Genomic DNA, 25419 nt, shown 5'->3' with positions numbered 1-25419 from the left:
ACAACTTCTCATAATTATATCTAACAAAAATATCGTGATTCTGTTAGATATCTCGATTTATTTAACAAATTTCGAGTCGGCGCCCCGTTTTTTGTTCATTATAATTTTTTATCTAACAAAAACGACACTGAATTCCGGGTTTTTGTTAATTATCTTGATATATTTAACAATTCCACCATTTTTATGTTAATTAAGATGAAAAACCTGGTTTAGATTGGATTTCCATCGAGCTGTTTATATCTTTTTATCTAAAAACAGTAATAAAACTACTTCTCATAATTATATCTAACAAAAATATCGTGATTTTGTTAGATATCCGGATTTATTTAACAAATTTCGAGTCGGCGACCCGTTTTTTGTTAATTATATTTTTTTATCTAACAAAAACGACCCTGAATTCTGATTTTTTGTTAATTATCTTGATATATTTAACACTTTCACCATTTTTTTGTTAATTAATGATAAAAAAACCTATAAAAATACACTTCCTAACATCAGCTAGGAAGTGTTTCATCTTTTAAGCGTGCGCTGTAATACCACGTCTGACGAGTGTTTGTGCAAATAACACTGTCACGACTGTTACGATTAAGTCTTTCACTATGAAAGGCGCAACTGTTAGCATGATTGATTCTGCGAGTCCTTTTGGTGATTCTAATACGTTGTTCATGATGAAGTAGAAGTATAAGAATCCGAATGTGAATAAGATCACCATGCCAACTGCTGTTGTAAGTATTGCTTTTAGTACAGACTGTCCTTCACGGTTACCGAGTCCTGCAAAGTATGCGAGTGGTATAAATCCGATGACGAAACCAAAACTTGGTGATAGTAATGATCCGAATCCACCAGAGCCACCAGCAAATACTGGAATCCCGATAAGTCCAGCGATTAAGTATACGACCATCGTCATTACCCCAAGACGACTACCGAGTAGTGCGCCTGTTAAAATGACCATAGGCGTTTGAAGTGTTATCGGAACGGGTCCGATTGGAATTGTAATCATCGCACTGATTGCTACGAGTGCGACGAATACTGCACAAAGTACAAGATCTTTCGTTTTCATAGAAATCTCCTTTAATTTTAAAGTGCCCAATCTAGTAAGTTTTCTACTGCATGAGTTGGAGGCACTTCTTTTTTCATGACATCTTCAGTACGATGAACTCCTGTATTGACGTGAATCGTGTCAATACTACCTTGGATGCCTGTCATGATATCTGTGTCGTAATTATCACCAATCATTGCGACGCCTTTTTGATCGACACCGATTTTTTCAAGTGCTTTTTGTAAAATATATGCGTTTGGTTTCCCGACAACGATAGGCTCTACTCCTGTCGCGCTTACTACGACGGAAGCGAGGGATCCGTTGCCCGGTATAAACTTATCTTTATGACGAATCACTTTATCTGGATTCGTTAAAATTAACTCTGCACCTTCTAACACGTTTTGTACAGCGTTCACGTACTTTTCATAATTGATATGAGTGTCATATGAGAATAATACAGCATCTGCATGATAATCAACAAGTGTTAACTCATTGTTCATTAAAGTTTCTTTAAATGAATCTGATCCAACGGCGTAAATATTTGTTTTATCATTTTCTTTTACGTAGTCGACAGCAGCGAGTGCTGACGTGTAAATATGTTCAATGGACGTCTCGATGCCATGTGACTTAAACTTTTTAAGCGTCTCTTCCGGTGTTCGTGCACCACTATTCGTCACAAACATATACGGAATTTTAGCATCATTTAAGCGATGAATAAAATCTGCCGCCCCTTCGATACGCTCGTCTCCATTAAACATCGTACCGTCTAGGTCGATTAAATACCCTTTATACATGTTGATCCCCCATAAATGCAGTCACTGCTTGAGGATCTGTTTCAAAGAAATGTAAGACGTTTTCTTTAAAGTTGGCATATGCAGATAAATTATCCTTAAATACTTTTCTCATTGCCTCATGGTCCACGTCTTCATATTCACGTACGAGAACATTTCTAAATTTAAACGTTTCTTCAAATTTTGTAAAATCGTCTTCTGGAATTACACCTTCTGTTTTCATAATATCCATTACGTCTAAATAGTTTCCTGGATCGCGTAACACAAATCCATCGATAATCATGTTTCCAACGTCGACAGACGCTTCAATTAACATCTCACACACGCGCTCTAATGCGAGTGAATTATCCGTGTCAATCTCTTCTGTTAACCCTTTAATGTAGTCTAAACGTTTTAATATTAAATTCTTGTCTACAAATAACATAGTAAACTCCTTTAATTTAATTACTAATACATCTATAATATCATAAATAGAAAGTCCTTTATGGAGGGAACTATGTTAAAACATTACTTATACGATGATAATGAAACACCGAACGCACGATACGTCGGCTTTGCCGGTGACTTTGGGCGTTATGACCTTGCGATTATACAAACGTCTAAATTCTTCGGGAAAAGTTTAGTGTTAAATATGCAAAATAATACGTTTAGTATCGTTGGTACTGATGACTTAAACGAACCGGGGTATATTGCACACGCTCTTCAGTTTTCTGATGACCAAGCCGATGAAGTCATCGAATTTTTAAAAGATATTATATCACCCGGCTGGTTCATGGATTATTAAAAGCCTTCAGAAATGTTATTCTGAAGGCTTTTCTTCTGGTTTTAAACCGAGTTCTTTTTGTTCTTCTTTAGTAATTTTGCGTAAGATAAAATACGCACATCCAAAATTACAATACTCGAGTAAATAATCTTGAATTAAACTATAGCGCTTATCGAATTCTACTTTTTTCTTATCGTCTCTATAAAATCCGACGAGACGTAGTTTTTCATAACCGATATCTCCGACGATATAATCGTATTTATTTAAAACGTCGCTATATTTTTCTTTAAACTGCTCTTCGTCAAATGCATCTCGGTACTCTTTGATCAGTTCAAAATGCATGTGACCGACTGTCGTTATTTTATTCACCTTGACGAATTCTGTCTCCTTCTTCTTGACGGCGACGTGCTGCTGCATTTACTTGCTCATCAGCATGGTAGCTTGAACGTACCATCGGTCCAGCTTGGCAATGTTTAAAACCTTTTTCCATTGCGATTTTACGTAGCTTACCGAACTCGAGCGGCGTATAATACTTTTTCACTGTTAAGTGTTTACGTGTCGGTTGTAGATATTGACCGATTGTTAAAATATCAACACCGTGCTCTAGAAGGTCATCCATCGTTTGTAAAATTTCTTCATGCGTCTCACCGAGACCAATCATGATCGATGATTTCGTCGGGATATCCGGTTGAAGCTCTTTACAATATCTGAGCATTTCTAATGAACGACGGTATGTTGCTTTTGCACGTACACGCTTTGTTAAACGTTCGACCGTCTCAATATTATGGTTTAAAATGTCTGGTTTTGCATCCATTAAAATTTTAATGTTTTCTTTGTTACCGTTAAAATCAAAAGGTAGTACTTCTACTGTCGTATATGGGTTCACTTCACGTACTTTACGGATTGTTTCAGCGTAAACTTTCGCACCACCGTCACGTAAATCATCACGTGCAACTGTAGTTATTACACAGTGCTTTAAATCCATTTTTTGAACTGATTCTGCAATACGTCTTGGCTCGTCCCAGTCTACTTCACTTGGAAGCCCAGTTTTAATTGCACAGAAACGACACGCTCTCGTACATACAGATCCTAAAATCATAAATGTTGCTGTACGACGCTCCGCCCAACATTCGTGGATGTTTGGACAACGCGCCTCTTCACACACTGTATGTAAATTTTCTGCACGCATCATTTTTTTGAGACCGATATAGTTCTCATTTGTATTTAATTTAATTTTAAGCCATTCAGGTTTTCTTAAAATCTCCTCGTTCTTTGTTGCCACTCGAATCCCTACCTTTGTGGTGTATTTGATTTTATAATAACACAACTTTGAAGAGCGAGTATACTTATATCGTAAGTGAATAATTTCACTATTATCTTTTAGCTTGAATCGGTGTATACACGAGTTTAATAACGAGTGTTAATGCGATGAATAACCCGATCATCACGAGTAATCCTAATCCAGTTGAAGTTGTAAACCCAACGACTACAAATGATACTAATGAAACAACGGCTGCAATTACTGCATATGGTATTTGCGTCATGACGTGGACGATATGGTCAGATCCAGATCCTGTACTTGAAAGTATCGTCGAATCTGAAATCGGTGAACAGTGGTCCCCGAACACACCACCCGCAAGTACTGCTGCGATTGATGCGAGTAATAGTTCAGGTACTTCTAACGTAATGATAATATTTCCTGCAATCGGAACGAGTATACCAAATGATCCCCAAGATGTACCTGTTGTTAATGCCATGATACATGCAACGACAAACACGATTGCCGGTAGGAATGCTGCTGAAATATTCGAATCTTTCACCATTTGACCGAGTAATTCACCAGTCCCTAGTTCACTTATTAGTTCACCTGTCATCCATGCAAGTATTAACACGATAATCGGGCCAATCATCGCTTGAAGCCCTGTTTTAAATCCAATCCACGTGTCGCGACTTGAGAAGTTTTCATCTTGCTTAGTGAATTTATAATAGTAAATTAACGATAAAACAACCCCGATGATACCACCAAAAATTAATGAATGCGTAATCGAGTTATTTTCGAGAATGACGATTGGATTTAATGATCCACTTTCTTTTATCCCTGTGTAAATCATTCCAATAAGTACACCCGCTACTAGACCAACAAGTGGAACAATTAACGCGCTTTTAGATGAGTGATACGCGACTTGTAATTCATCGTCTTCAACCTTTTTATCGTATAATATTCCGTCGTTTATAGCACGTGACTCTTCACGTTTCATACCGAATATATCAAAATTTGTAAGGATGACGATAAACATTAAAATAATTGCACTTAAACTATAAAAGTTTAGTGGAATCATATATAAAAACGCTTCGAACGGTGTGATGTGACTGAGTCCTGCTGCGATAAGTAGTGGCGCAGTCAGCCCCATAATTGTTGCACCCCAGCTCGATACTGGCATGATCACTGCAATTGGGGATGCTGTCGTGTCGACAACGTACGCAAGTTTCGCGCGTGATACTTTATATTTGTCCGTTAACGGCTTAGATACTTGAGGTGTAATAATCGCACTAAAATAGTCATCAATAAAAATAATAATGCCGAGTATACCGCTTAATAAAAGTGCTCCAGTACGCGTTTTAACTTTTGTCATCGCGTAGCTCGTAAATGCTCTCGCTCCGCCTGACATACTCATAAATGCACTCATAATCCCAAGTAATGCTAAGAAGATTAAAATATACGCACTCCACGTATTTAACCAGCCGTCTTCGATAATTAAATCGATAAACGTTTGCCAAATCTTAGCAACCATTTCTCCGACGTTACCTTGTGTTATGACAATTGCTGAAGTAATGATCCCAACACCTAAACTTAAATCTACACGTCGCGTTAATAGGACGAGTATTAACGTAATGAGTGGTGGGATAAGTGAAATATACGTCCAGTTTAAAATTAAATCCATTCAAATCTACTCCTAATCTTATATAACAAAAAAACACAAGTGCTTTCCACTTGTGTTTAACAAATGTAGCGCACCATGATAATCATGACAGTACTTCATCTATTAAACGAAGTCCCAACAGCAAAGTGTCCAGCTTTACCATTTCGGCACAATCCCTCTTCAAAGTCTTCACAGTATGGCTACTCCAACTTTTACCAGTGTCATGTGCACCTCTACTTGTATTTAATTGCTTTATTTTCGAATTGCATTTCATTATAGACTTTATGTTTTAAAAAGTCAAAATTCTTTTGAAATTATTAAATCATCTTTATAAATGTCGACGATATCTCTTAAAAATTCTGGAATGTAATACGTCTTATTTAACGAATTAAAGTGTGGGAAGAATCGACCAAATGAATACATGTCGAGCGTCCCAACTTCATATATGTTTTCATCTTCTACTAGTTCACCGTTCACGTAAAATTCACGTCTGCTTTCAACGACTGATAATCCATCAATTAAAAACACACCCATCACGTCGCCTCTAAAACCGAGTCCTTTTATAATTTCATCTTTATATTCTTGAGCGCTTGCCGTATAGTACATATCTTTTAAGTCGCGCCCTGTCATCTCTACTTTAATTAGATTAATAGCATGGGGTAATACTTTATGAACGTGGTATTTCGTCATTTCCCCGCCTCTAAATTCTGCAGCGATTAACCCTGCGTGAATGATAGAAATGTCAGTCTGTGTATACTTTTGAATCATCTGTAATAACGTGTACGTAAACCAGTTCATCGTATATAGTGTCCGTTCAATTGCTAGTACATCGTGCTTTACAGTTGTATTTAGCATCTCTTTTCCGACGTCATAAAATTCGTCGTAGCGGTTTGATAATAGATCCGTTTCAATTAAACGCGTTGAAACGTCTGTTAAATTATAATCCGTAAATTCTAAATCGACACAACCGAAATACTCTCCGAATCGTCCGGCTGCAGTTAACGTCGTCTTGTTTACTTTATAATTTTCTGGGAGTGTGTGATGCGTATGTCCACCGATAATTACATCAATTTCTGGACATTCTTCTGCAAGTCTCTCGTCGTCATATTTACCTAAGTGTGACAACATCACAACGGCGTCACAGTGACGTTTCATTTCTTTTAAGTATTCTTTAATGTAATAAAACGCGCCTTCAACATCTAACGCGAGTGCTTTATAAAACGGTGTAAACTCAACAGTTGCGGCAATAAAGCCAATACGGATATCGCCGATTCTTTTAATCGTGTACGGTGGGAATAATAACCCATGTTCATCGCGAAGATTCGCACAAATCACTTCGAAATCCGCTTCATTATATAAATTTTTTAATTCACTTTTAGTTAACGTTATACCTTCGTTGTTACCGATCGTTGCGACGTCACAGAGTGCGTCATTTAGACGTTCGACGTTACCTCTACCAATCGTAGCTTCTGTATACGGATGACTTCTATCGACGTGATCTCCGATATCAACGTAAAGTGTATTTTCATCTTTACGCGGTTTTATGTACTCGACAATCGCATGATAATTATCAAAATGACTATGGATATCATTCGTATGGTAAATGCGAATTTGCTTTTTCATAACAACACACTTTCCTTTAAAGTATCGCTTCTAAAATTAAATATAAACCGATTAACAGTAGCACTGTGCGAAGTATTTTGACTAAACCATCACTCGTAAATCGACTGGCTAACTTTACACCAATTCTCGCTCCAAAATACGAACTCACCGCTAAAAATATAAGCGAGAAATATTGAACGTGAGATTGTAATGCGTGCCCGATTGCACTTGAAAAACTCGAAAAGAATATTAACATCATCGACGTTCCGATCGCAATCGTCGGTGGAATTCTAAAGACGATAATCATTAACGGCGTCATCAGTACGCCCCCACCGATTCCAAATAACCCTGTGGTAAATCCAACTAAGAAAGTGATCGCTACCGCAATCCATACCGGGAATCCATACTGATGAACAACCCCATCAGCATCGATATGCGGTCTTAAGTATTTAGGGTTTTGAAACACTTTTAAAGGCGGTATTTTATCTCGCACCATCAGTATAATACTAATGATGATTAAAAATGATCCGAAGTATAAATTAAATGAATCTAGAGTTAAAGACGCGCTCGCATATGATCCGACGAACGCACCAGGTACGAGACCGATTAAAAAAATAGAGCCGCTATATCTGTCAACTTGGTTACTTTTGTTATACTGAACCATCGCAGAGAATCCCGTAATGACTAAAATCATACTCGACGTTCCGATCGCAAGTTGCGGTGTCATACCTTCGATCATACCGAGTTTAATACCGAAAAATACGAGTGCTGGAACGATGATGACCCCACCACCCATTCCGACGAGTGCACCTAAAATTGAGGAGAATAATCCGATACATATTAATATAATTATTGTTAAGATCATGATTATCCTCCTTTACTTTAAAATAGTTTGAGTTGTTTTGGAGCGAGAGTTTTATATTTAATACCGAGCATATCGATTAAGGTTTCTGCGTTCCCGGCAGCATGTCCACCAGAGTTATTGTTGAAAATAACGTAAATATCTTTTGTTTTAAACGATAAAATTTCTATATGTTTTTTCAGTGCTTCAAGTTCTTCTCGGTTATAATTATATAAGTAACGCACATTTCGCCACTCTTCTCTCGTTCGGTTCATCTGCATCCATCCGTGTGCATTTCTACCGTGAAGACGAATAAACCCGATATCATCAGTCACACGACTGACAAATGGAACCGTCCCCTCAACAATTTGAGGGGCATCGACAATCGTATGGATGAGACGATTATCGTGGAGAAATTGTAGCGTTTGTTCTTTTTTGTCATCAGTAAACCAAGACGCATGACGAAATTCAACCGCAACTTTTAACGGGTGAAGCATCTTTTTAGCGAGTCGAACGTAGTTAATGTTTTTCTCATTGCATTCATACCAAGGTGGAAACTGCATTAATATATAAGCAAGTTTGCCATGATTCACCATAGGTTGTAACATTTCTTTATAGTCTTTATATAATTCATTTATGTTTGAATAAGATGTTCTAAAGTCACCATGACCTGTCATAAACTGGTGTGTTTTGACGATAAACTTAAAATCTTCTGGTGTTTCACGGCACCACTTTTCAATCGTCGATTGTTGTAATATTGCATAATATGTCGAATCGACTTCAACGACTGGAAATGTACCGGCGTATGTCTCAAGTTTTTGATTCACTTTTGTGACATCAGTATAAATTGAATCGTGATAGCCCCATCCAGTTAATCCGATATAAATCATAGTATCACCTAGATTTATTTTACCACAGAAACTATTTTTATTTGAAAATAGAAACTAAAGGAGAATGATGATGTCTATTTCGTTTAAAGACGTATCTCATAAACATATTTTAAAAAACATTTCCGGAACGTTTAAAAAGAATCGTATTACAACATTAATCGGACCAAGTGGCGCTGGGAAATCAACGACATTAAAACATATTAACGGTCTTTTATCTCCAACTAATGGCGACATATATATTGGAGAAGAAAACATTAAAGCAATGGATATTATTAAGTTACGACGTAATGTTGGATTTGCATTTCAGTCGTCACCCATGCTTGAAGGCACTGTATATGACAACTTAAAATTTCCAAAAGATTTATTTAACGAGGCATTTTCTAAAGATGAAGCAATTGAATTTCTAGAAAAAGTCGATTTAACAAAAGACTTCATCGACCGACCCGTTCGTAAATTATCTGGTGGTGAAAAGAGTCGTGTCGCACTAGCACGTACGCTCGTAAATAATCCTGATATCTTACTTCTCGATGAAATCACGGCGAGTGTCGATGTGACTGTCGCTCGAGAAATCGAACGACTAATCGTAAAAAATCAAAAAGAGTTTGATTTAACAATTATTTGGGTGACGCATAATCTCTCACAAGCAAAGCGTGTGTCCGATGACTTTTGGTATTTAAGAAAGGGCGAGTTAATTGAGTTTGGACCAATTGAACAGTTCGCTCATCCTAAAACTGATGCTTTAAAACAATTTTTAGAGGGGGAATTTTAAATGTCGTTTACAAGTTTAGCGCTCACATTAGTGTTTGTAATCATCCCTATTATACTCGCTGTCGTTTTAAAGCTCGGTCTAGAAAAGGATATTATTATTGCTTCAATACGAGCGACAATCCAGCTAATTATTATCGGGTATATTTTACAATTCGTGTTCGATAGTAAGAGTACGATTTTTATGTTGTTAATGATTGTTTTAATTATCGCAGCAGCGAGTCAAAATATCGTTAAAAAAGGTAAAGGTATTCCGCATATAAAGATCATTATTATCGTGACACTTGTGTTTGTCGAACTATTTTCAATGGGGACATTACTATTATTTAAAATCATCCCGTTCGAAGCACAATACGTCATCCCAATTTCCGGAATGATTATCGGAAACTGTATGGTTTTATCTTTATTATTTTTAGACCGATTTAAATCTGAACTCAGTCATAACGAAGAAACAATCGAGTTAATTTTATCTTTTGGCGGGACACCGAAAGAAGCGGTTCACCACACGTTAAAATCCGCAATTAAAACGAGTATGATTCCGACGATTGAATCTCAAAAAACTGTTGGTCTTGTACAACTCCCAGGTATGATGAGTGGGTTAATTATCGGTGGTGGAGATCCGATGGAAGCAGTGATGTATCAATTACTCATTCTGTTTCTTATATTAAACGCAGCTGCACTATCTTCAATTTTAGTTGGATTTTTATCTTATCCATTTTTATTTAACGAAAAACTTCAATTTTTAGGCATACAAGACGATACGAAATGAAAAAAGTCAGATTCTTAAATAAGAATCTGACTTCGTTTATTTTAAGCGTCTAATAATGTTTTTTGAATATCTTTATATGCCGCTTCCCATAGCGCCTCATCAGATTTAAACTGTTCTCTAAGTTCACCGATGACCTTTTTAAACTTCTCATCGTAAGTTGGGTCATCTTTACTTGGGATATGCTTTTTCGCTTCGTCTGAAGTTTTCTTCACTTCTGGTGCAAATGGTCCCCATTTTCCAATCTCATTATTATTTTCATCTAAAACAACGTAAATTGGAATGATGTTTTTACCGTTTGTTTGATATTGCTCCATGAGATTGAGGTTTTCATCTCTTAATACAAACTTCGCTTCAAAGTCATACGCTTCAGTGAGTCGAAGTAAAATTGGTGTATTTAACATACAATGCGCACACCACGGCTCGATAATACCGAGCACTTTAAAGTTCTTTTCTTGTAACTCGTCTTTATGCTCATCTTCTTTTACGCTAAAATTATCGTAAATATTATCGAATCCTTCTTTTAAATCCGTAAACTGTTGACGCATCTCTTCAGCTGATAACGCTTTGTCGTACCACTCTGTTAAATTGTTTGCCATAATATCCCCTCTTTACTGTTTTTTATACTATTCCTTTTTTGGAGATTTTTAAACATCACATATTACGATACGTTTACAATTATTAAATGTTTTCTGAAACGTTTATCGTGTCGATTATACGGCTAATGGAAATACAACCTTAAAAATAGGATGATTGTATGAATAAAAAACGCATTACTGAAATTGACGCACTACGAGGAATCGCTGCTCTTCTCGTCGTGTTATATCATTATACATTTCACTATGACAGACGATTTGGACACGTAGCAAGTGATTATAATACTGAATTATTTAGTTTCGGGCACTACGGTGTACAGCTATTTTTCATCATCAGTGGCTTTGTGATTTTTATGTCAGTTAGTCGCGGACGATCTGCAAGTGATTTTTTAATTAAACGAGCGTTCCGTTTGTATCCGGCATACATTGCAGCTGTAGTCATTACTTTTATCGTATTAAGCGCATCGTCAATTGACATTCAACGAACGATTCAAGAAATGTTTGTAAATATGACGATGGTTCAAGAATTTATAGGTATTCGTAATATTGACGGATCGTACTGGTCGCTTCGCGTCGAATTTACGTTTTATATGATGATGGCGCTCATCATACTTATTGATAAAGAAAAAGTCATGCCCGTAGTTGTGACGATGCTCAGCGTAGGTATGGCGATACAACTTTACAGCCTAATTATGAGTACTGATTCTGCACAATTTGTTGAGAGATTTTCTACAGCAAACTATATTCAGTTGTTCGTCATTGGGATTATGCTGCACGAAATTTGGATAAAAGGCATGCAGTTGAAATACGGGGCTGTCATTATCGTAGCCGTTATGTATGACTTTATCTTCGAAGGTGTCGTGAATGGATTATTTACAGTGAGTTTTATATCGATTTTCGCCTTAGTTTTAAACGATAAATTGAAGATTTTAAATAATAAATTGCTGCTTTATTTAGGAAGTATTTCGTACCCGTTATATTTAATTCACCAAAATATCGGATATGCGCTCATTCACGTCATGGAAGATTACGGTTTAACGCATGAAATATGGATCATAATTCCGGTCATCATTTCAGTGTTACTCGCGCATTGTATTTTATATGTAGTAGAAAAACCATCTCAAAACTTTTTATTTAAATACTATAAGTCGTTAAGAGAATGTAACAAGAAAAATGTATCTAGTATTCCATAATTATATTGAGTACAATAGTATATCAATATGAAAGATGGTGATACGATGGCTTCAGATAAAAGAGTGTTTGGGCTGATTTCAGTTATACTCGGCGCAAGCCTTTGGGGAATCGGTGGTACCGCGACCGACTGGTTATTTAGAAACACACCTGTGAATGTCGATTGGTACGTGACAGCAAGGCTTTTAATCAGTGGTATTATACTCGTTTTATTCTTTTTAATTGTTTTTAAAAAGAAGAGTACGACGGTATGGGACAAATATTTAGTCACTCGCTTCGTTATATATAGTATTTTCGGTATGACGCTCGTTCAATATTCATTTACAGCAACGATTGGATACGGGAATGCTGCGATTGCGACAGTGCTACAATGTACCGGACCGATTTATATTATTTTATATTACGTCTTTAAGAAATATATAAATTTCACTTACAAAGAAGTACTCGTCATTCTCTTTATGATCGTCGGAGTCGTTTTAATCGCAACAAATGGTAATCTCACTCAACTAATCGTATCACCACTCGCGTTATTTTGGGGTATTTTATCTGGTGTCGCGCTCGCGTACTACACAGTACACGCGGGGTACTTACTACTTAGAATGCACCCGTTAGAACTCGTCGGCGGCTCAATGCTCGTCGGTGGAATACTATTAAACTTTAAAACACCGATCTGGTCATTAGATTTTGGTTACGACTGGTCGGCATTTGAGATTAGTATATTATTATTCTCGATATTAATTGGAACGACACTCGCATTCTTACTCTATATTGGAAGTTTAAAATATATCACTTCACAAGAAGCGGGAATTCTAGGACTACTCGAACCCGTGATGGCCGTGTTAACAACAGTAATCGTACTCGGCGACGTATTAGAACTATTCCAAGTCGTCGGGATTGCACTCATACTTGGAATCACAGTGTTCAATACAATCGCATCATCAAAACAATCAAAAAAAGAAGCGAACGCCTGATTTATTGATCGGGGCGTTCGCTTTTTTGGTGTTAAGGATGAAAAACCTGATGGTGAGTTTGATTGTGCGGGTTTGAGAGTGTCTTTTTATCCTAAAACAGCTTAAACACCATTTCTCAAAATTATATTTAACAAAAATTTCGGGATTTTGTTAGATATCCGGATATATTTAACAAATTTCGGGTCGTCGAGCCGGTTTTTGTTAATTATATCTTTTTATCTAACAAAAACGGTGCAAGATTCTGCGTTTTTGTTAATTATCCTAATATATTTAACACTTTCAACGTTTTTTTGTTAATAAAGATGAAAAACCTGGTTTTGAGTTTGTTTTCGCAGGTTGATTGTGTCTTTTTATCCTAAAACAGCTTAAACACCATTTCTCAAAATTATATTTAACAAAAATTTCGGGATTCTGTTAGATATCCGGATATATTTAACAAATTTCGGGTCGTCGAGCCGGTTTTTGTTAATTATATCTTTTTATCTAACAAAAACGGTGCGAGATTCTGCGTTTTTGTTAATTATCCTAATATATTTAACACTTTCAACGTTTTTTTGTTAATAAAGATGAAAAACCGGCACGAATCCCCACCGCTTACAACGCCTCTATACAAATTCTAACCGTGCGTTTAAGGTCGTCTAGCGACATGCTTGGTAATGCGGGATTCTCGATTGCAAGTTCGTGCGATGCTGGTAGATGTATGAATCCGGCTTTAAATGAGTCATTCGCACGACTTGCTTCGTGTAGTGCGACGTACATCATGTTATTACATAAATATGTGCCTGCCGTATTAGAGATTTTTGCAGGTAAATACGATTCATTTAACGTATCTACCATTTTGCGGATCGGAAGTGTTGAAAACAATCCATCCGGACCGCCTTCGACAATCGGTTGGTCAACTGGTGCAAAACCTGAGTTGTCTTTTGCGCCGTCTTTTACGTTAATCGCAATTCGCTCTGGAGTAATTTTACTACGTCCAGCTGCGAGACCGAGCATAATTACCGCGTCAGGCTTTCGTTCATCGATTTCTTTTAGCAGTTCTTGTTCGGATGCCTTAAAGTCAACAGGCAACACTCTCGTTTCAATCGTGTACCCATTAATCGTTTCACTGTCCAATGCTTTCACAATTTCTTCTGTCGGGTTAATTTTATGATTTAAAAATGGAACAAACCCTGTTAATAATAATTTCATATCCTTCACCTCTACAATATGATTATCTCACATTGTAATAGAAATTTTTGGAAATTTGAAATCATTGCAACAGGGTTTGTGTTTAATTTTTATAGTTCTTTTTTACAATAAAAACGCTATCATAATATAACAAAAATAAATTTATACGGTTATCTTAGTGTTTCAGATCACTCGTATTTTCATTTAAGTTAAGGAAAAGATTCACTCCGAAAAGAATAATTGCAAGTAAGAACATCGGTCCACCGATAAATGTGAAGATGTGTGCTGTTTTTGCATCAATTTGTACGTAAAACGTACTGAATAGGAACAGTGGAACTCCGATATGGTATAACCAGAACGTTGCTTTACCAAGTACGTTTTTTGCTAAGTGCGGGTAAATACATAATACTGCTCCAATACCTAGTGTTGTTAACCATCCAACGACGTTAACGTGTGCGTGTCCTGCAGCCCAGTTTAATTGAATCGTGTAAGACATAAATAATCCGACAGAAATTCCGAAAACTAAGTAAAGTACTGCAAGTTTAAGCCATGTTTGACCCATTTAAATCCCCCCTATTTCTTTTATAGTTTGAGATTATCATTAATTTTGTATAGACGTCAATTTAATGTGAAAAAATCATCCTTTAGTATTAGAACACAAAATATAATAAGATAAAAAAACCGCCACACTTTCGTGCGACGGTTAAAGTAAAATATTATCCGATTGAACCTTCCATTTCGTAACTGATGAGGCGGTTCATCTCTACTGCGTATTCCATTGGTAATTCTTTTGTGAATGGTTCGATGAAGCCCATTACGATCATTTCTGTCGCTTCGATTTCACCAATACCTCTACTCATAAGGTAGAATAATTGTTCTTCTGATACTTTAGATACACGCGCTTCGTGCTCTAAAGAAATGTTGTTGTTATATACTTCGTTGTAAGGAATTGTATCTGACGTTGATTGCTTATCCATAATTAACGTGTCACACTCGATTGTAGATTTTGCGTTGTCCGCTCTACGTCCGAAGTGTACAAGCCCACGGTACGTTACTTTACCACCGTGTTGTGCGATCGATTTCGATACAATAGAAGATGAAGTATTCGGTGCTAAGTGTAACATCTTAGACCCTGCATCTTGTAGTTGTCCTTTACCTGCAAGTGCGATAGACATCGTCATACCTCTTGCGCCTTCACCTTTAAGGTAAATCGCAGGGTATTTCATCGTAATCTTAGACCCGATGTTACCGTCTACCCATTCCATCGTTGCATTTTCTTCAGCAAATGTACGTTTTGTAACTAAGTTGTACACGTTGTTTGCCCAGTTTTGAATCGTCGTGTAACGGCAGTATGCGTTAGGCTTAACGATAATTTCAACAACTGCTGCGTGAAGTGAGTTTGTTGTGTAAACTGGTGCAGTACAACCTTCAACGTAGTGTAACCATGAACCTTCGTCACAAATAATTAGCGTACGCTCAAACTGTCCCATATTTTCTGAGTTAATACGGAAGTATGCTTGTAACGGACTATCTAATTTTACGTGAGGTGGTACATAGATGAATGATCCACCAGACCAAACCGCTGAGTTTAATGCAGCGAACTTGTTGTCTGAAGGTGGCACAACTGTCGCGAAGTATTCTTTAAATAGTTCTTCGTTTTCTCTAAGTGCCGCGTCAGTATCTTTAAATACGACACCTTTTTCTTCAAGTTCTTTTTCCATGTTGTGATAAACAACTTCTGATTCATACTGTGCAGAAACACCTGCTAAGTATTTTTGCTCTGCTTCAGGAATACCTAAACGGTCAAACGTACGTTTGATTTCTTCAGGAACCTCGTCCCAAGAACGTTCTGAACGCTCTGAAGGTTTTACGTAATAACGAATTTCGTCGAAGTTAAGTTCTGATAAGTCTCCACCCCATGTTGGCATCGGCTTACTATAGAACTGCTCAAGTGATTTTAGACGGAAGTCTAACATCCACTCTGGCTCTTCTTTCATCTTCGAAATTTCTCTAACAATTTCTTCAGTTAATCCGCGTTCAGAACGGAAGATTGAAACGTCGTCATCGCGGAAACCATATTTATATTCACCAATATCTGGCGCTTTTCTCATTGCCATAACTATTCACTCCTAATCATATTCCGTGCGGTTATTCTTCTACACCTTTTTCAAGTGCTTTCCAAGATAGAGTCGCACATTTAATTCTTGCAGGGAATTGGCTGACGCCGGATAATGCTTCAATGTCGCCCATGTCTTCTGTGATTGTATAATCTTCTCCGAGCATCATCTTACTGAACTCATCTGCCATTTCTAACGCACGCTCTACATTTTTTCCTTTAACAGCTTCTGTCATCATCGATGCGCTTGCCATCGAAATCGAACAGCCATGTCCTTCGAAACGAACGTCGTCGATTATATTATCTTTTACTTCTAACATGAGTCGAATTTCATCTCCACATGTTGGGTTGTTCATATCAATGGTAATCGTTCCACTATCTAATTCGCCTTTGTTACGCGGGTGTTTATAGTGGTCCATAATGACCGAACGATATAGCTGTTCTAAATTACTAAAATTCATATGAGAAAAACTCCTTCGTACGCTCTAAGCCTCGAATGAATGTGTCTATTTCATCTTTAGTATTATAAATATAGAAACTTGCACGTGCTGTTGAATTTGTGTCTAACCATTTCATTAATGGTTGTGCACAGTGATGTCCTGCACGAACAGCGATACCCTCTTGATCAAGCGCTGTTGCTAAATCGTGTGGGTGCACTCCGTCAAGATTAAATGTAATTAACCCTGCGCGTTCTTTTGGTCCATAAATGGTAATACCGTCTATTTTCTGCATTTCTTCGTAAGCATAATTTACAAGTTCTTGCTCGTAGTCGTGGATGTTATCCATACCGACTTCGAGTAAATAGTCGATTGCTGCACCGAGTCCAATTGCTTCAGCAATCATCGGTGTCCCCGCTTCAAACTTCACTGGTAAATCCGTCCATGTTGCGTCTTCTTTATACACGTAATCGATCATATCTCCACCGTATTCTACCGGCTCTAATTGATCTAGGATTTCTGCTTTACCATAAAGTACACCCACACCTGTTGGACCAAGCATTTTATGTGCACTAAACGCATAGAAATCAACGTCTAAGTCTTGGACGTCTACCGTCATATGAGGTACAGCTTGCGCACCATCTACAACGATATATGCATCGTGGTCGTGTGCGATTTTTGCGATAGATTTAATATCGTTTACTGTACCAAGTACGTTTGAAACGTGTGTAATCGCAACGATTTTTGTTTTATCTGACATGACACTTTTAACGCTTTCTAGCGTAATCGTCCCGTCAGACTCTAACGGAATAAACACCAGTTTTGCACCTTTACGTTTTGCAAGTTGTTGCCAAGGTACGATATTTGCGTGGTGTTCCATTTCTGTTACGACAATTTCGTCTCCCGCTTCAACAGCAAAATCACCAAGTGAACGTGCGACTAAGTTGAGTGCTGCTGTTGTCCCACGTGTATAAATGATTTCTTCAAATCGTTTTGCATTTATGAATTTACGTACTTTCATACGCGCAGATTCATATGCATCAGTCGCAAGCGAACCGAGAGTATGGACCCCTCGGTGTACGTTTGCGTTATATTTAAAGTAATAGTCATTCGTCTTATCCACGACGCTTTTTGGCGTTAGGCTTGTAGCTGACGTGTCTAAGTACGTAAGTGCATTCCCATTAACTGTTTCGTCAAGGACCTTAAAGTCTTGTCTTATTTTGTTAATGTCCAATGTGGAAGCCTCCTAGTATTATTAGTGTAAAATTTTATCTTCAATCACTTCTACGAGTAAGTTTTTAACACTTTCAATCGGTAAGCTAACAACAACTGGTGCTAAGAATCCGTGGATAACTAAGCGTTCTGCTTCTTCACGCTTAAGCCCTCTACTCATTAAGTAGAAGAGTTGTAGTTCATCCACACGACCAGCTGATGCTGCGTGTCCTGCTTCCACTTCATCTTCGTCGATTAATAGAATTGGGTTCGCGTCACCACGCGCTTTACCGTCAAGCATTAATACGCGAGATTCTTGTTGAGCGTTGGAGTTCGTCGCACCTTTTTTGATGTGACCAATCCCGTTAAATACGCTGTTTGCGTTCTCTTTCATTACACCGTGTTTTAAGATGTTTCCGTACGTATTTTTACCGTAGTGAATAACTTCTGTCGTGAAGTTTAAGATTTGTTGTCCACGACCAATTGTAACGATTTTAACTTCTGATTCTGAGTTATCACCGTTTAAGTACGTCGTGTTATCGTAAATGACGTTTGAGTCACTCATTAGACCGAGTGCCCAGTCGATTTCAGCATCACGACTTGTTACACCGCGACGTACGACATATCCTGTAAGATCTTTTGCTAAGAAGTCTACTGCACCGTAGTTAATTTTTGCGTTATCTTTTGCAAGCACTTCACTTACAACGTTTAACTGTCCATTCGCTGATTCTAAGTTCGTGACATAGTTTTCTACATAAGTTACTTCAGAACCTTCATCTGCAACGAGTAAGACGTGGTTATATAACGATGCATTTTCATCATCGTGGTAAAACACGACTTGAATTGGCGCTTCAACTTTTACGTTTTTCGGTACGTAGATGAAGACCCCACCGTTTAACATCGCTTGGTGGTAAGCTGTCAGTTTGTTTTCATCGACAGCTACACCTTCAGTCATAAAGTACTTTTCAACTAAGTCTTTATGATTTTCTGATGCTGTAAATATATCTTCAACAATAACACCTTGAGACTTTAATGACTCAGATAATTCTACAAATGCTTTCGTGTTATTGTGTTGCACGTATAAGTTTTCTACATTCTCTACTTCTACAACTTCTTTTACCTTTTCTGGTAAATCAGATAATGAATCGAACGTTGAACTTTCCGTAAATGGTTGTTCAACTGTAAAAAAGTCCCAGTTATAAATACGTGTTTTGTCTGGTTTTATCATGTCTAAACGATCGATTAAATCTAGTGCTTCTTTTCTTTTATTTGTAAAGAAATCTGTCACACCATTTTGTTCTGCGTCGTTTAAGACTTTTTCTTTATCTAAAACGAATTCGTTAGCCATTACAGTTCCTCCTGATATTATTCTACTGCGTCTACTGTTTCGTCTTCAATTCCGAGTTCTTGTTTAATCCACTCGTAACCTTCGTTCTCAAGACGTTCTGCAAGTTCTTTTCCGCCTGATTTTACTACTCTACCTTGCATCATTACGTGTACGAAGTCAGGTTCGATGTAGTTTAATAAGCGTTGATAGTGCGTGATAATTAATGAACCAAAGTTAGGTCCACGCAGTTCGTTAATACCTTTAGAAACAACTTGTAACGCGTCAATATCTAGACCAGAGTCAATCTCGTCTAAGATTGCGAATTTAGGTTCTAACATCATGAGTTGTAAAATTTCGTTACGTTTTTTCTCCCCACCAGAGAACCCTTCGTTTAAGTAACGCGTTGCCATATCTGGATCCATTTCTAAGAAGTCCATGTTTTTATCTAGTTTTTTAATAAATTGCATTAAGTTAATCTCGTCGCCCTCTTCACGGCTTGAGTTAATAGCTGAACGTAAGAAATCTGAGTTTGTAACACCCGAAATTTCTGACGGATACTGCATCGCTAGGAATAAACCAGCGTGCGCACGCTCGTCAACTTCCATTTCCAATACGTTCTCACCATCAAGTAAAACTTCACCTTGCGTTACATCGTATGCAGGGTGTCCCATAATCGCTTGAGCGAGTGTAGATTTACCCGTCCCGTTAGGTCCCATTACAGCGTGAATCTCACCTTGTTTAAGTGTAAGATTTAAACCTTTAAGTATTTTCTTGCCATCAATTTCGACATGTAAGTCTTTAATTTCTAAAACAGAAGTCATCCGATAATCCTCCAATTAGATAGAATTTATTTTCCATATAATAGTTTATAATAGTTCTAAACTATAGTCAAAGTTTCCCATGACCATAATGACTTTAGTATAACGTAAAACAACGGATATTTGTAGTGTTATACATTGTGATAATCGAATTTTAGAATTGAGAATAAAAATCAGGTAAATGATGAAGAACTGGTAGGTAACTTGGTGATTTTCGTTGGAGTTTTGATGTGTTTTTATTTCTGAAGAGTCTTAGTTTTTTCTCGGAATTATAATAATCAAATTTCAGGTCGCTGAGACGTTTTTTGTTAATTAAGATGAAGAACCTCGTGGTGATTTGAATTTCGGAAGGTTTAAAGTGTCGTTTTATCCCAAAGGAGTAATAAAGCTGCTTCTCAAAATTATATCTAACAAAAATTTCGCGATTTTGTTAGATATCTCGATATAATTAACAAATTTCAAGACGCCACCTCGGTTTTTGTTAATTATATTTTTTTATTTAACAAAAACAGCACTGAATCCCAGGTTTTTGTTAATTATCCGGATATATTTAACATATTCAACAATTTTTTGTTAATTAAGATGAAAAACCTCGGTGAGATCTGAATTCGAGGAGTCAGAAAGTGTTGTTGTATCCCAAAATAGCGATAACACCATTCCCGAAATTTTATTTAACAAAAATTTCGCGATTCTGTTAGATATTCGGATATAATTGACAGATTTCGTCTCGCCACCCTCACTTTTGTTAATTATATTTTTTTATCTAACAAAAACAGCACTGAATCCCAGGTTTTTGTTAATTATCCGGATATATTTAACACATTCAACAATTTTTTGTTAATTAAGATGAAAAACCTCGGTGAGATCTGAATTCGGGGAGTCAGAAAGTGTTGTTGTATCCCAAAATAGCGATAACACCATTCCCTAAAATTATATCTAACAAAAATTTCGCGATTCTGTTAGATATCCGGATATATTTAACATATTTCGGGATAACCTGTTCATTAAGATGAAAAACCGACGACGACGGATCGACAACATTGTCAGACAGTTTATCGTAAACTAAAACTCACCCTCCACACGAAAAAACACACGTGCTTAGGCACATGCGTTTTCCTTATTTAATGAATCTAATTGTAAGTGGTGGAAGATATCTTTCACCGTTAAATGATTTAATTGCTCCAATAATCGTGAATACTACAACCATGACTAATATAATAGGTGTCGTAATAAAGCCGATGAGAACTACAGTTAATATCGAAGAAACAAATGAATAGATTGAATACGAAATCGAGAAGTTTAGTACGTCAGCTAGTGCAGCACCCGTTTCTGGATCGTCGTCTTTCTTAACTGCCCATATAATTAACGGCGCAATGAATGCTGATACAAATAATGATAAGTACGATAGCATGACGATTTGTCCGTCAAACACAGGGCGTGTTTCATATGTGTATTCTGAATTACGTTCAAATTCATCCATTTAGATTACCTCCAGTAAATTCTTGATATGTAAATATACCCAGCTATCGAACAAATATAAACTTACGCTTTAATAAAAATATAAAAAATTCGTCTCTCCACACAAAAAAACACGACTTAAAAAGCCGTGTCTCTTCTCATTATTCCGCTGGAATGACTGCACCGTCATAATTTCCGTCGATGAATTTTTTGATTTCTTCACTTTGTAATACTTCTACAAGTGTTTTTAAGTTTTCGTTATCTTTGTCTGCGCTTCTTACAATTACAACGTTTACGTAGTCTGAGTCTGCCGCTTCAAGTTCGATTGCATCTTCTTTTGGTGATAATCCTGAGTCAATCGCGTAGTTTGCGTTGATAAAGAACACATCACCTTCGTTATTTTCGTATGCTTTGACCATGATTTCTGGTGCTGTTTTGTTGTCGAATACGAAGTTATGTGGGTTGTCTTCGATATCGTCGATTGTTGCTTCGATTGGGTCAACACCGTCTTTTAACGTAAGTAAACCGTGGTCGACGAAGAATTTAAGGATACGTCCTTCATCTGGCACGTTGTTTGAAAGCATAATTTTTGCTCCGTCTGGTAACTCTTCTAATGATTTATAATCGTTAGAATATACACCGATAGGCTCTAAGTGAACAGCTCCAATGTTTTCAAAGTCGAATCCTTCTTTTAATAAGTTGTTAAAGTATGGAATGTGTGCGAAGAATGTTGCATCTGCATCTTCACTGTCTAACATTTGGTTTGGTGTGTTGTAGTCGTTCACGACTTTAATGTCGAGATCGATTCCTTTTTCTTCTAATAATGGTTTTGCTTCTTCTAAAATTTCAGCGTGTGGTACTGGTGTCGCAACGACTGTTAATTTTTCGTTTGCTTCTTTTCCGCCACCACATGCAGCGAGTACTACTGTTAGTAATAATGTAAATGCAAATAATATTCTTTTCATAAATAAGTCTCCTCTTATCTTTTGTCGACTGCTTTTGATACAGTGTCTCCTATAATTTGAATGATAAAAACGATAATTAAAACAACGATTGTCGCAACGAGTGTCACGTCTGGTTGATTTCTCGTAAATCCGACCATGTATGCTAGACTTCCAAGACCTCCTGCTCCAATAACACCAGCCACTGCAGTTGAACCGACGAGCATAATCGCCGTTACTGTAATCCCTGAAATGAGTGCTGGAAGTGATTCAGGGAGTAGCACTTTCCAAATAATTTCGGTTTGTGTTGCTCCCATCGACTCAGCGGCTTCGATTACGCCCTTGTCGACTTCTTTTAATGCGATCTCAACGAGTCTCGCATAAAATGGAGACGATCCGATAATTAATGCCGGCATCGCTCCCCATACTCCCATCATCGTTCCCATAATTGCTTTTGTGAACGGTATGAGTAATATGATTAAAATGATAAACGGAATGGCACGAAATAGGTTAACGACAAATGATGTCGCACCGTACACCGGTTTAGAGGCAATTGCCTTACCTTTTGATGATTGAAATAAAATGACACCTAATATAATTCCTATGAAGAATGAAAATAGCGTCGCAATTCCTGTCATTGTCAGCGTTTCTATCGTCGCTTCGATTAGTGCATCGATTTTGACGTGTTCAAATCGGAACATTTCTTTTATATCGTTCATTTGATGACCTCCACTGACACATTTTCACGTTCAAACTGTTCAATAATTTTAGTTAACGTCTCACCTTGAACTTCAGTCGCAACGTATAGATGACCGTATGATGCGTCGTTTGTTTGTTTAATATTTCCTGATAAGACGTTCATGTCTAAGTCATACGTTTTGATTACTTGAGAGACGATCGGACGATTGGCTTTCGTACCGACAAATCCGAGTTTTAATACCGTCGAATTCGGGAAACTTTCTTTAATTGCTTTAATTTGAACGTCGACGTCTTCATCGTCTAAATCATCTTGTACAAATCGTTTTGTAACTGATGATTTTGGATTTTGGAACAATTCGATAATCGGTGCAACCTCGATGACTTTTCCATTTTCCATGACGGCTGCACGGTCGCAAATTTTACGAATCACTTGCATCTCGTGCGTGATCATGACGATTGTTAAGTCCAATTCTTCACGAATTTTTACGAGTAGATCGAGTATTTCATCTGTCGTTTGTGGGTCTAAAGCACTCGTCGCTTCGTCACATAGTAACACTTCCGGATGATTGCTAAGTGCTCTCGCGATACCGACACGCTGCTTTTGACCGCCGGATAATTCACTTGGATAGTTATGTTCTCTACCTTCTAAACCGACAAGATGAATTAACTCCGTCACACGAGCGTCCATTTCACTCTTTGATACACCTGCGATTTCAAGGGGGAGGCGAATGTTTTCATAGACTGTGCGAGACCATAACAAGTTAAAATGTTGGAAAATCATCGACACTTTTTGGCGCTTTTTACGTAATGCTTTTTTTGAAAGGGTGTTTATCGTGTCTCCACCGATTACAACGTCTCCACTTGAAAGTGTTTCTAAACCGTTAAGCATTCGGATTAGCGTAGACTTTCCAGCCCCGGAGTATCCGATAATACCGAAAATTTCTCCTTTTTCGATATGTAACGACACATCATCTACCGCATGGACGGTTTTCTTTTTCCCTTTAAAAACTTTAGTGACATTTTTAATATCAATCATCGCTTTGCCTCCAGTTATATCCGCTTAATAATTCTTTTTCACTTGAAGAAAATAAAAAATGCTTACTCAAAAATGAGTAAGCATAAATAACGTTCGCTTTCTCATCTTCGAATGATCTTGATCATTCAGTGAATTAGCACCTTGTCTATTTAGACGGTTGCCGTGGCTTCCTTGGGCACTTCCCTCCACCACTCTGGATAAGAATTATTAAGTTTGATTTATTGTAGCACTACGAATTTTCGTTGTCAACGTACTTTTTAAATATTTCGACAATTTTAGTCACCGACTCAAACGCGTACACTTCTTCTTGTAGTTTACCGTCTTTAAAGATTAACAGCGCCGGAACGCTGTGAATTTTATATTGCTGAATAAAAGCCTCATAATAGTTTAAATCGATCTTTGTGACGTTTACGTCTATGACTTTTGTTGCGATATTTAAAAAAGACTCTGCGAGTTTACACGTCGCACACATCGGCGTATACCCGTAGATCACTTCAACGCCGCTTCGTTTTATGATAGATGTTAGTTCTTCTTCTGTAATTTTTTGTTTCATTTTTTAAATCCTTTGAAAGAAAAAACTCTAGACATCGTCTAGAGTTCTTACATAAATTATTGTCCTGTCATTTCGTCGTAAGCTGCTGCATCCATTAACTCATCAAGTTCTGATGCATCTCTAAGCTTAACTTTTAACATCCAAGCTTCTTCGTATGGTGATTCGTTTACTAACTCAGGGCTGTCTTCGAGCTCTTCGTTTACTTCAAGTACTTCACCAGAAACTGGCGCATATAATTCAGATACTGTTTTTACAGATTCTACTGAACCGAAGTCGTCACCTTTTGCGATTTCGTCTCCTTCTTCAGGAAGCTCAACGAAAACGATGTCTCCTAATTCTGACTGTGCGAACTCAGTAATACCAATAGTTACTGTATCTCCGTCAACTTTTACCCACTCATGATCTTCTGAATACTTTAAGTTGTTTGGTGTTGCCAAAACAAAAACCCCCTAGTAATGAATAATTAATAATTGTATTATCTCACATAACTAACATATAGACAAATTAAATCAGAAT

The 25419-nt window shown here is 37.3% G+C and carries 28 protein-coding genes and 2 riboswitches; of the genes, 5 read left to right on the top strand and 23 right to left on the bottom strand.

Translation table 11 applies throughout. The features are described from left to right. Positions 1-517: 517 nt before the first annotated feature. Genes CJ229_RS08230 through hepT form a run of 3 tightly spaced genes read right to left on the bottom strand, consistent with a single transcriptional unit; the run spans position 518 to position 2254 of the window. Entirely contained in the window at positions 518-1060 is a 543-nt protein-coding gene (locus CJ229_RS08230; protein WP_068130770.1) for a biotin transporter BioY, read from the bottom strand. A 17-nt stretch (positions 1061-1077) separates the two neighbouring features. Next, complete coding sequence (locus CJ229_RS08225; protein ID WP_102167732.1) at positions 1078-1833, bottom strand: TIGR01457 family HAD-type hydrolase; 756 nt, start codon at positions 1831-1833, stop codon at positions 1078-1080. After that, entirely contained in the window at positions 1826-2254 is a 429-nt protein-coding gene (gene hepT / locus CJ229_RS08220) for a type VII toxin-antitoxin system HepT family RNase toxin (protein ID WP_102167731.1), read from the bottom strand. Before hepT ends, CJ229_RS08225 begins: the two co-directional genes overlap by 8 nt. Before the next feature lie 72 nt (positions 2255-2326). On the opposite strand from hepT, the gene CJ229_RS08215 reads away from it, so the two are divergent. Beyond that, positions 2327-2614, top strand: coding sequence for a DUF3055 domain-containing protein (locus tag CJ229_RS08215; protein WP_068130779.1), 288 nt, complete (start codon positions 2327-2329; stop codon positions 2612-2614). A 15-nt stretch (positions 2615-2629) separates the two neighbouring features. On the opposite strand, the gene CJ229_RS08210 is transcribed toward CJ229_RS08215, so the two are convergent. The 6 genes from CJ229_RS08210 to CJ229_RS08185 all read right to left on the bottom strand — a co-directional run bounded on the left by CJ229_RS08210 (position 2630) and on the right by CJ229_RS08185 (position 8847). Further along, complete coding sequence (locus CJ229_RS08210; protein WP_371327355.1) at positions 2630-2962, bottom strand: YutD family protein; 333 nt, start codon at positions 2960-2962, stop codon at positions 2630-2632. Then, positions 2955-3875 carry a lipoyl synthase gene (gene lipA / locus CJ229_RS08205; protein WP_040929387.1) on the bottom strand — a complete coding sequence of 307 codons (921 nt, stop codon included), beginning with the start codon at positions 3873-3875 and terminating at the stop codon, positions 2955-2957. The genes CJ229_RS08210 and lipA overlap by 8 nt, the downstream gene beginning before the upstream one ends. 91 nt (positions 3876-3966) lie before the next feature. Further along, positions 3967-5535 carry a Na+/H+ antiporter NhaC family protein gene (locus CJ229_RS08200; RefSeq protein WP_102167730.1) on the bottom strand — a complete coding sequence of 523 codons (1569 nt, stop codon included), beginning with the start codon at positions 5533-5535 and terminating at the stop codon, positions 3967-3969. A gap of 58 nt (positions 5536-5593) precedes the next feature. Then, a riboswitch (Lysine riboswitch) is annotated at positions 5594-5758 on the bottom strand. 53 nt (positions 5759-5811) lie between these two features. Then, positions 5812-7137: a bifunctional metallophosphatase/5'-nucleotidase gene (locus CJ229_RS08195; RefSeq protein ID WP_102167729.1), complete on the bottom strand. Its 1326-nt coding sequence runs from the start codon at positions 7135-7137 to the stop codon at positions 5812-5814. A gap of 16 nt (positions 7138-7153) precedes the next feature. Continuing rightward, on the bottom strand, positions 7154-7981 hold the full coding sequence (locus CJ229_RS08190; protein WP_068130788.1) for a sulfite exporter TauE/SafE family protein: 828 nt from the start codon (positions 7979-7981) through the stop codon (positions 7154-7156). 17 nt (positions 7982-7998) lie between these two features. After that, on the bottom strand, positions 7999-8847 hold the full coding sequence (locus CJ229_RS08185; protein WP_317846568.1) for a DUF72 domain-containing protein: 849 nt from the start codon (positions 8845-8847) through the stop codon (positions 7999-8001). Positions 8848-8911: 64 nt separating this feature from the next. Here CJ229_RS08185 and CJ229_RS08180 point away from each other — a divergent pair, with 64 nt between their 5' ends. Next, positions 8912-9616, top strand: a complete 705-nt coding sequence (locus CJ229_RS08180; RefSeq protein WP_317846567.1) for an ABC transporter ATP-binding protein — start codon at positions 8912-8914, stop codon at positions 9614-9616. After that, positions 9617-10381 (top strand): ABC transporter permease, encoded by a 765-nt coding sequence (locus tag CJ229_RS08175; RefSeq protein ID WP_102167726.1) that lies wholly within the window; start codon positions 9617-9619, stop codon positions 10379-10381. Positions 10382-10422: 41 nt separating this feature from the next. On the opposite strand, the gene CJ229_RS08170 is transcribed toward CJ229_RS08175, so the two are convergent. After that, entirely contained in the window at positions 10423-10977 is a 555-nt protein-coding gene (locus tag CJ229_RS08170) for a thioredoxin family protein (protein ID WP_317846566.1), read from the bottom strand. A gap of 158 nt (positions 10978-11135) precedes the next feature. Between CJ229_RS08170 and CJ229_RS08165 the strand changes: the two genes are divergently transcribed. Both CJ229_RS08165 and CJ229_RS08160 read left to right on the top strand, forming a co-directional pair. Continuing rightward, positions 11136-12167 (top strand): acyltransferase family protein, encoded by a 1032-nt coding sequence (locus tag CJ229_RS08165; protein WP_102167724.1) that lies wholly within the window; start codon positions 11136-11138, stop codon positions 12165-12167. Positions 12168-12212: 45 nt separating this feature from the next. Then, positions 12213-13136 carry an EamA family transporter gene (locus CJ229_RS08160; protein WP_070709561.1) on the top strand — a complete coding sequence of 308 codons (924 nt, stop codon included), beginning with the start codon at positions 12213-12215 and terminating at the stop codon, positions 13134-13136. 594 nt (positions 13137-13730) lie between these two features. On the opposite strand, the gene pcp is transcribed toward CJ229_RS08160, so the two are convergent. From pcp to gcvH, 13 genes are all read right to left on the bottom strand, one after another. Continuing rightward, a complete protein-coding gene (gene pcp, locus CJ229_RS08155; protein ID WP_102167723.1) occupies positions 13731-14327 on the bottom strand; it encodes a pyroglutamyl-peptidase I in 597 nt (198 codons plus the stop codon). 154 nt (positions 14328-14481) lie between these two features. Beyond that, the gene (locus CJ229_RS08150) at positions 14482-14868 is read right to left on the bottom strand and encodes a hypothetical protein (protein ID WP_102167722.1); all 387 of its coding nucleotides are present in this window, start codon (positions 14866-14868) and stop codon (positions 14482-14484) included. Between the two features lie 154 nt (positions 14869-15022). After that, positions 15023-16417, bottom strand: a complete 1395-nt coding sequence (sufB, locus tag CJ229_RS08145) for a Fe-S cluster assembly protein SufB (protein ID WP_070709558.1) — start codon at positions 16415-16417, stop codon at positions 15023-15025. Positions 16418-16454: 37 nt separating this feature from the next. Beyond that, the gene (gene sufU, locus CJ229_RS08140) at positions 16455-16883 is read right to left on the bottom strand and encodes a Fe-S cluster assembly sulfur transfer protein SufU (protein WP_102167721.1); all 429 of its coding nucleotides are present in this window, start codon (positions 16881-16883) and stop codon (positions 16455-16457) included. Beyond that, the gene (locus CJ229_RS08135; protein ID WP_068130819.1) at positions 16873-18093 is read right to left on the bottom strand and encodes a cysteine desulfurase; all 1221 of its coding nucleotides are present in this window, start codon (positions 18091-18093) and stop codon (positions 16873-16875) included. The genes sufU and CJ229_RS08135 overlap by 11 nt, the downstream gene beginning before the upstream one ends. Positions 18094-18114: 21 nt before the next feature. Continuing rightward, positions 18115-19419: a Fe-S cluster assembly protein SufD gene (gene sufD, locus CJ229_RS08130; protein WP_102167720.1), complete on the bottom strand. Its 1305-nt coding sequence runs from the start codon at positions 19417-19419 to the stop codon at positions 18115-18117. 17 nt (positions 19420-19436) lie between these two features. After that, positions 19437-20219: a Fe-S cluster assembly ATPase SufC gene (sufC, locus tag CJ229_RS08125; RefSeq protein ID WP_040929401.1), complete on the bottom strand. Its 783-nt coding sequence runs from the start codon at positions 20217-20219 to the stop codon at positions 19437-19439. Positions 20220-21333: 1114 nt separating this feature from the next. Beyond that, on the bottom strand, positions 21334-21696 hold the full coding sequence (locus CJ229_RS08120; RefSeq protein ID WP_257993703.1) for a DUF4870 domain-containing protein: 363 nt from the start codon (positions 21694-21696) through the stop codon (positions 21334-21336). Positions 21697-21835: 139 nt separating this feature from the next. Then, entirely contained in the window at positions 21836-22639 is an 804-nt protein-coding gene (locus CJ229_RS08115; protein WP_102167719.1) for a MetQ/NlpA family ABC transporter substrate-binding protein, read from the bottom strand. Positions 22640-22653: 14 nt separating this feature from the next. Then, positions 22654-23334 (bottom strand): methionine ABC transporter permease, encoded by a 681-nt coding sequence (locus CJ229_RS08110; protein WP_102167718.1) that lies wholly within the window; start codon positions 23332-23334, stop codon positions 22654-22656. Continuing rightward, a complete protein-coding gene (locus CJ229_RS08105) occupies positions 23331-24350 on the bottom strand; it encodes a methionine ABC transporter ATP-binding protein (protein WP_102167717.1) in 1020 nt (339 codons plus the stop codon). Before CJ229_RS08105 ends, CJ229_RS08110 begins: the two co-directional genes overlap by 4 nt. A 98-nt stretch (positions 24351-24448) precedes the next feature. Further along, positions 24449-24554: riboswitch (SAM riboswitch) on the bottom strand. 25 nt (positions 24555-24579) lie between these two features. Further along, positions 24580-24903 (bottom strand): thioredoxin family protein, encoded by a 324-nt coding sequence (locus tag CJ229_RS08100; RefSeq protein ID WP_070457362.1) that lies wholly within the window; start codon positions 24901-24903, stop codon positions 24580-24582. Between the two features lie 56 nt (positions 24904-24959). Further along, a complete protein-coding gene (gcvH, locus tag CJ229_RS08095) occupies positions 24960-25340 on the bottom strand; it encodes a glycine cleavage system protein GcvH (RefSeq protein WP_070622483.1) in 381 nt (126 codons plus the stop codon). Positions 25341-25419: the final 79 nt, after the last annotated feature.

Source organism: Nosocomiicoccus massiliensis, from assembly GCF_002871345.2.
GTDB lineage: Bacteria > Bacillota > Bacilli > Staphylococcales > Salinicoccaceae > Nosocomiicoccus > Nosocomiicoccus ampullae_A.
Note: the sequence above shows the minus strand (reverse complement) of the source record. Positions and strands in the feature narration are given on the sequence as shown.

Excerpts from the sequence above, each read along its gene's own strand:
- CJ229_RS08230 (WP_068130770.1), bottom strand. The coding sequence starts at position 1,060 with ATGAAAACGAAAGATCTTGTACTTTGTGCAGTATTCGTCGCACTCGTA.
- CJ229_RS08225 (WP_102167732.1), bottom strand. The coding sequence starts at position 1,833 with ATGTATAAAGGGTATTTAATCGACCTAGACGGTACGATGTTTAATGGA.
- hepT (WP_102167731.1), bottom strand. The coding sequence starts at position 2,254 with ATGTTATTTGTAGACAAGAATTTAATATTAAAACGTTTAGACTACATT.
- CJ229_RS08215 (WP_068130779.1), top strand. The coding sequence starts at position 2,327 with ATGTTAAAACATTACTTATACGATGATAATGAAACACCGAACGCACGA.
- CJ229_RS08200 (WP_102167730.1), bottom strand. The coding sequence starts at position 5,535 with ATGGATTTAATTTTAAACTGGACGTATATTTCACTTATCCCACCACTC.
- CJ229_RS08195 (WP_102167729.1), bottom strand. The coding sequence starts at position 7,137 with ATGAAAAAGCAAATTCGCATTTACCATACGAATGATATCCATAGTCAT.
- CJ229_RS08190 (WP_068130788.1), bottom strand. The coding sequence starts at position 7,981 with ATGATCTTAACAATAATTATATTAATATGTATCGGATTATTCTCCTCA.
- CJ229_RS08185 (WP_317846568.1), bottom strand. The coding sequence starts at position 8,847 with ATGATTTATATCGGATTAACTGGATGGGGCTATCACGATTCAATTTAT.
- CJ229_RS08180 (WP_317846567.1), top strand. The coding sequence starts at position 8,912 with ATGATGATGTCTATTTCGTTTAAAGACGTATCTCATAAACATATTTTA.
- CJ229_RS08175 (WP_102167726.1), top strand. The coding sequence starts at position 9,617 with ATGTCGTTTACAAGTTTAGCGCTCACATTAGTGTTTGTAATCATCCCT.
- CJ229_RS08170 (WP_317846566.1), bottom strand. The coding sequence starts at position 10,977 with ATGGCAAACAATTTAACAGAGTGGTACGACAAAGCGTTATCAGCTGAA.
- CJ229_RS08165 (WP_102167724.1), top strand. The coding sequence starts at position 11,136 with ATGAATAAAAAACGCATTACTGAAATTGACGCACTACGAGGAATCGCT.
- CJ229_RS08160 (WP_070709561.1), top strand. The coding sequence starts at position 12,213 with ATGGCTTCAGATAAAAGAGTGTTTGGGCTGATTTCAGTTATACTCGGC.
- pcp (WP_102167723.1), bottom strand. The coding sequence starts at position 14,327 with ATGAAATTATTATTAACAGGGTTTGTTCCATTTTTAAATCATAAAATT.
- CJ229_RS08150 (WP_102167722.1), bottom strand. The coding sequence starts at position 14,868 with ATGGGTCAAACATGGCTTAAACTTGCAGTACTTTACTTAGTTTTCGGA.
- sufB (WP_070709558.1), bottom strand. The coding sequence starts at position 16,417 with ATGAGAAAAGCGCCAGATATTGGTGAATATAAATATGGTTTCCGCGAT.
- sufU (WP_102167721.1), bottom strand. The coding sequence starts at position 16,883 with ATGAATTTTAGTAATTTAGAACAGCTATATCGTTCGGTCATTATGGAC.
- sufD (WP_102167720.1), bottom strand. The coding sequence starts at position 19,419 with ATGGCTAACGAATTCGTTTTAGATAAAGAAAAAGTCTTAAACGACGCA.
- sufC (WP_040929401.1), bottom strand. The coding sequence starts at position 20,219 with ATGACTTCTGTTTTAGAAATTAAAGACTTACATGTCGAAATTGATGGC.
- CJ229_RS08120 (WP_257993703.1), bottom strand. The coding sequence starts at position 21,696 with ATGGATGAATTTGAACGTAATTCAGAATACACATATGAAACACGCCCT.
- CJ229_RS08115 (WP_102167719.1), bottom strand. The coding sequence starts at position 22,639 with ATGAAAAGAATATTATTTGCATTTACATTATTACTAACAGTAGTACTC.
- CJ229_RS08110 (WP_102167718.1), bottom strand. The coding sequence starts at position 23,334 with ATGAACGATATAAAAGAAATGTTCCGATTTGAACACGTCAAAATCGAT.
- CJ229_RS08105 (WP_102167717.1), bottom strand. The coding sequence starts at position 24,350 with ATGATTGATATTAAAAATGTCACTAAAGTTTTTAAAGGGAAAAAGAAA.
- CJ229_RS08100 (WP_070457362.1), bottom strand. The coding sequence starts at position 24,903 with ATGAAACAAAAAATTACAGAAGAAGAACTAACATCTATCATAAAACGA.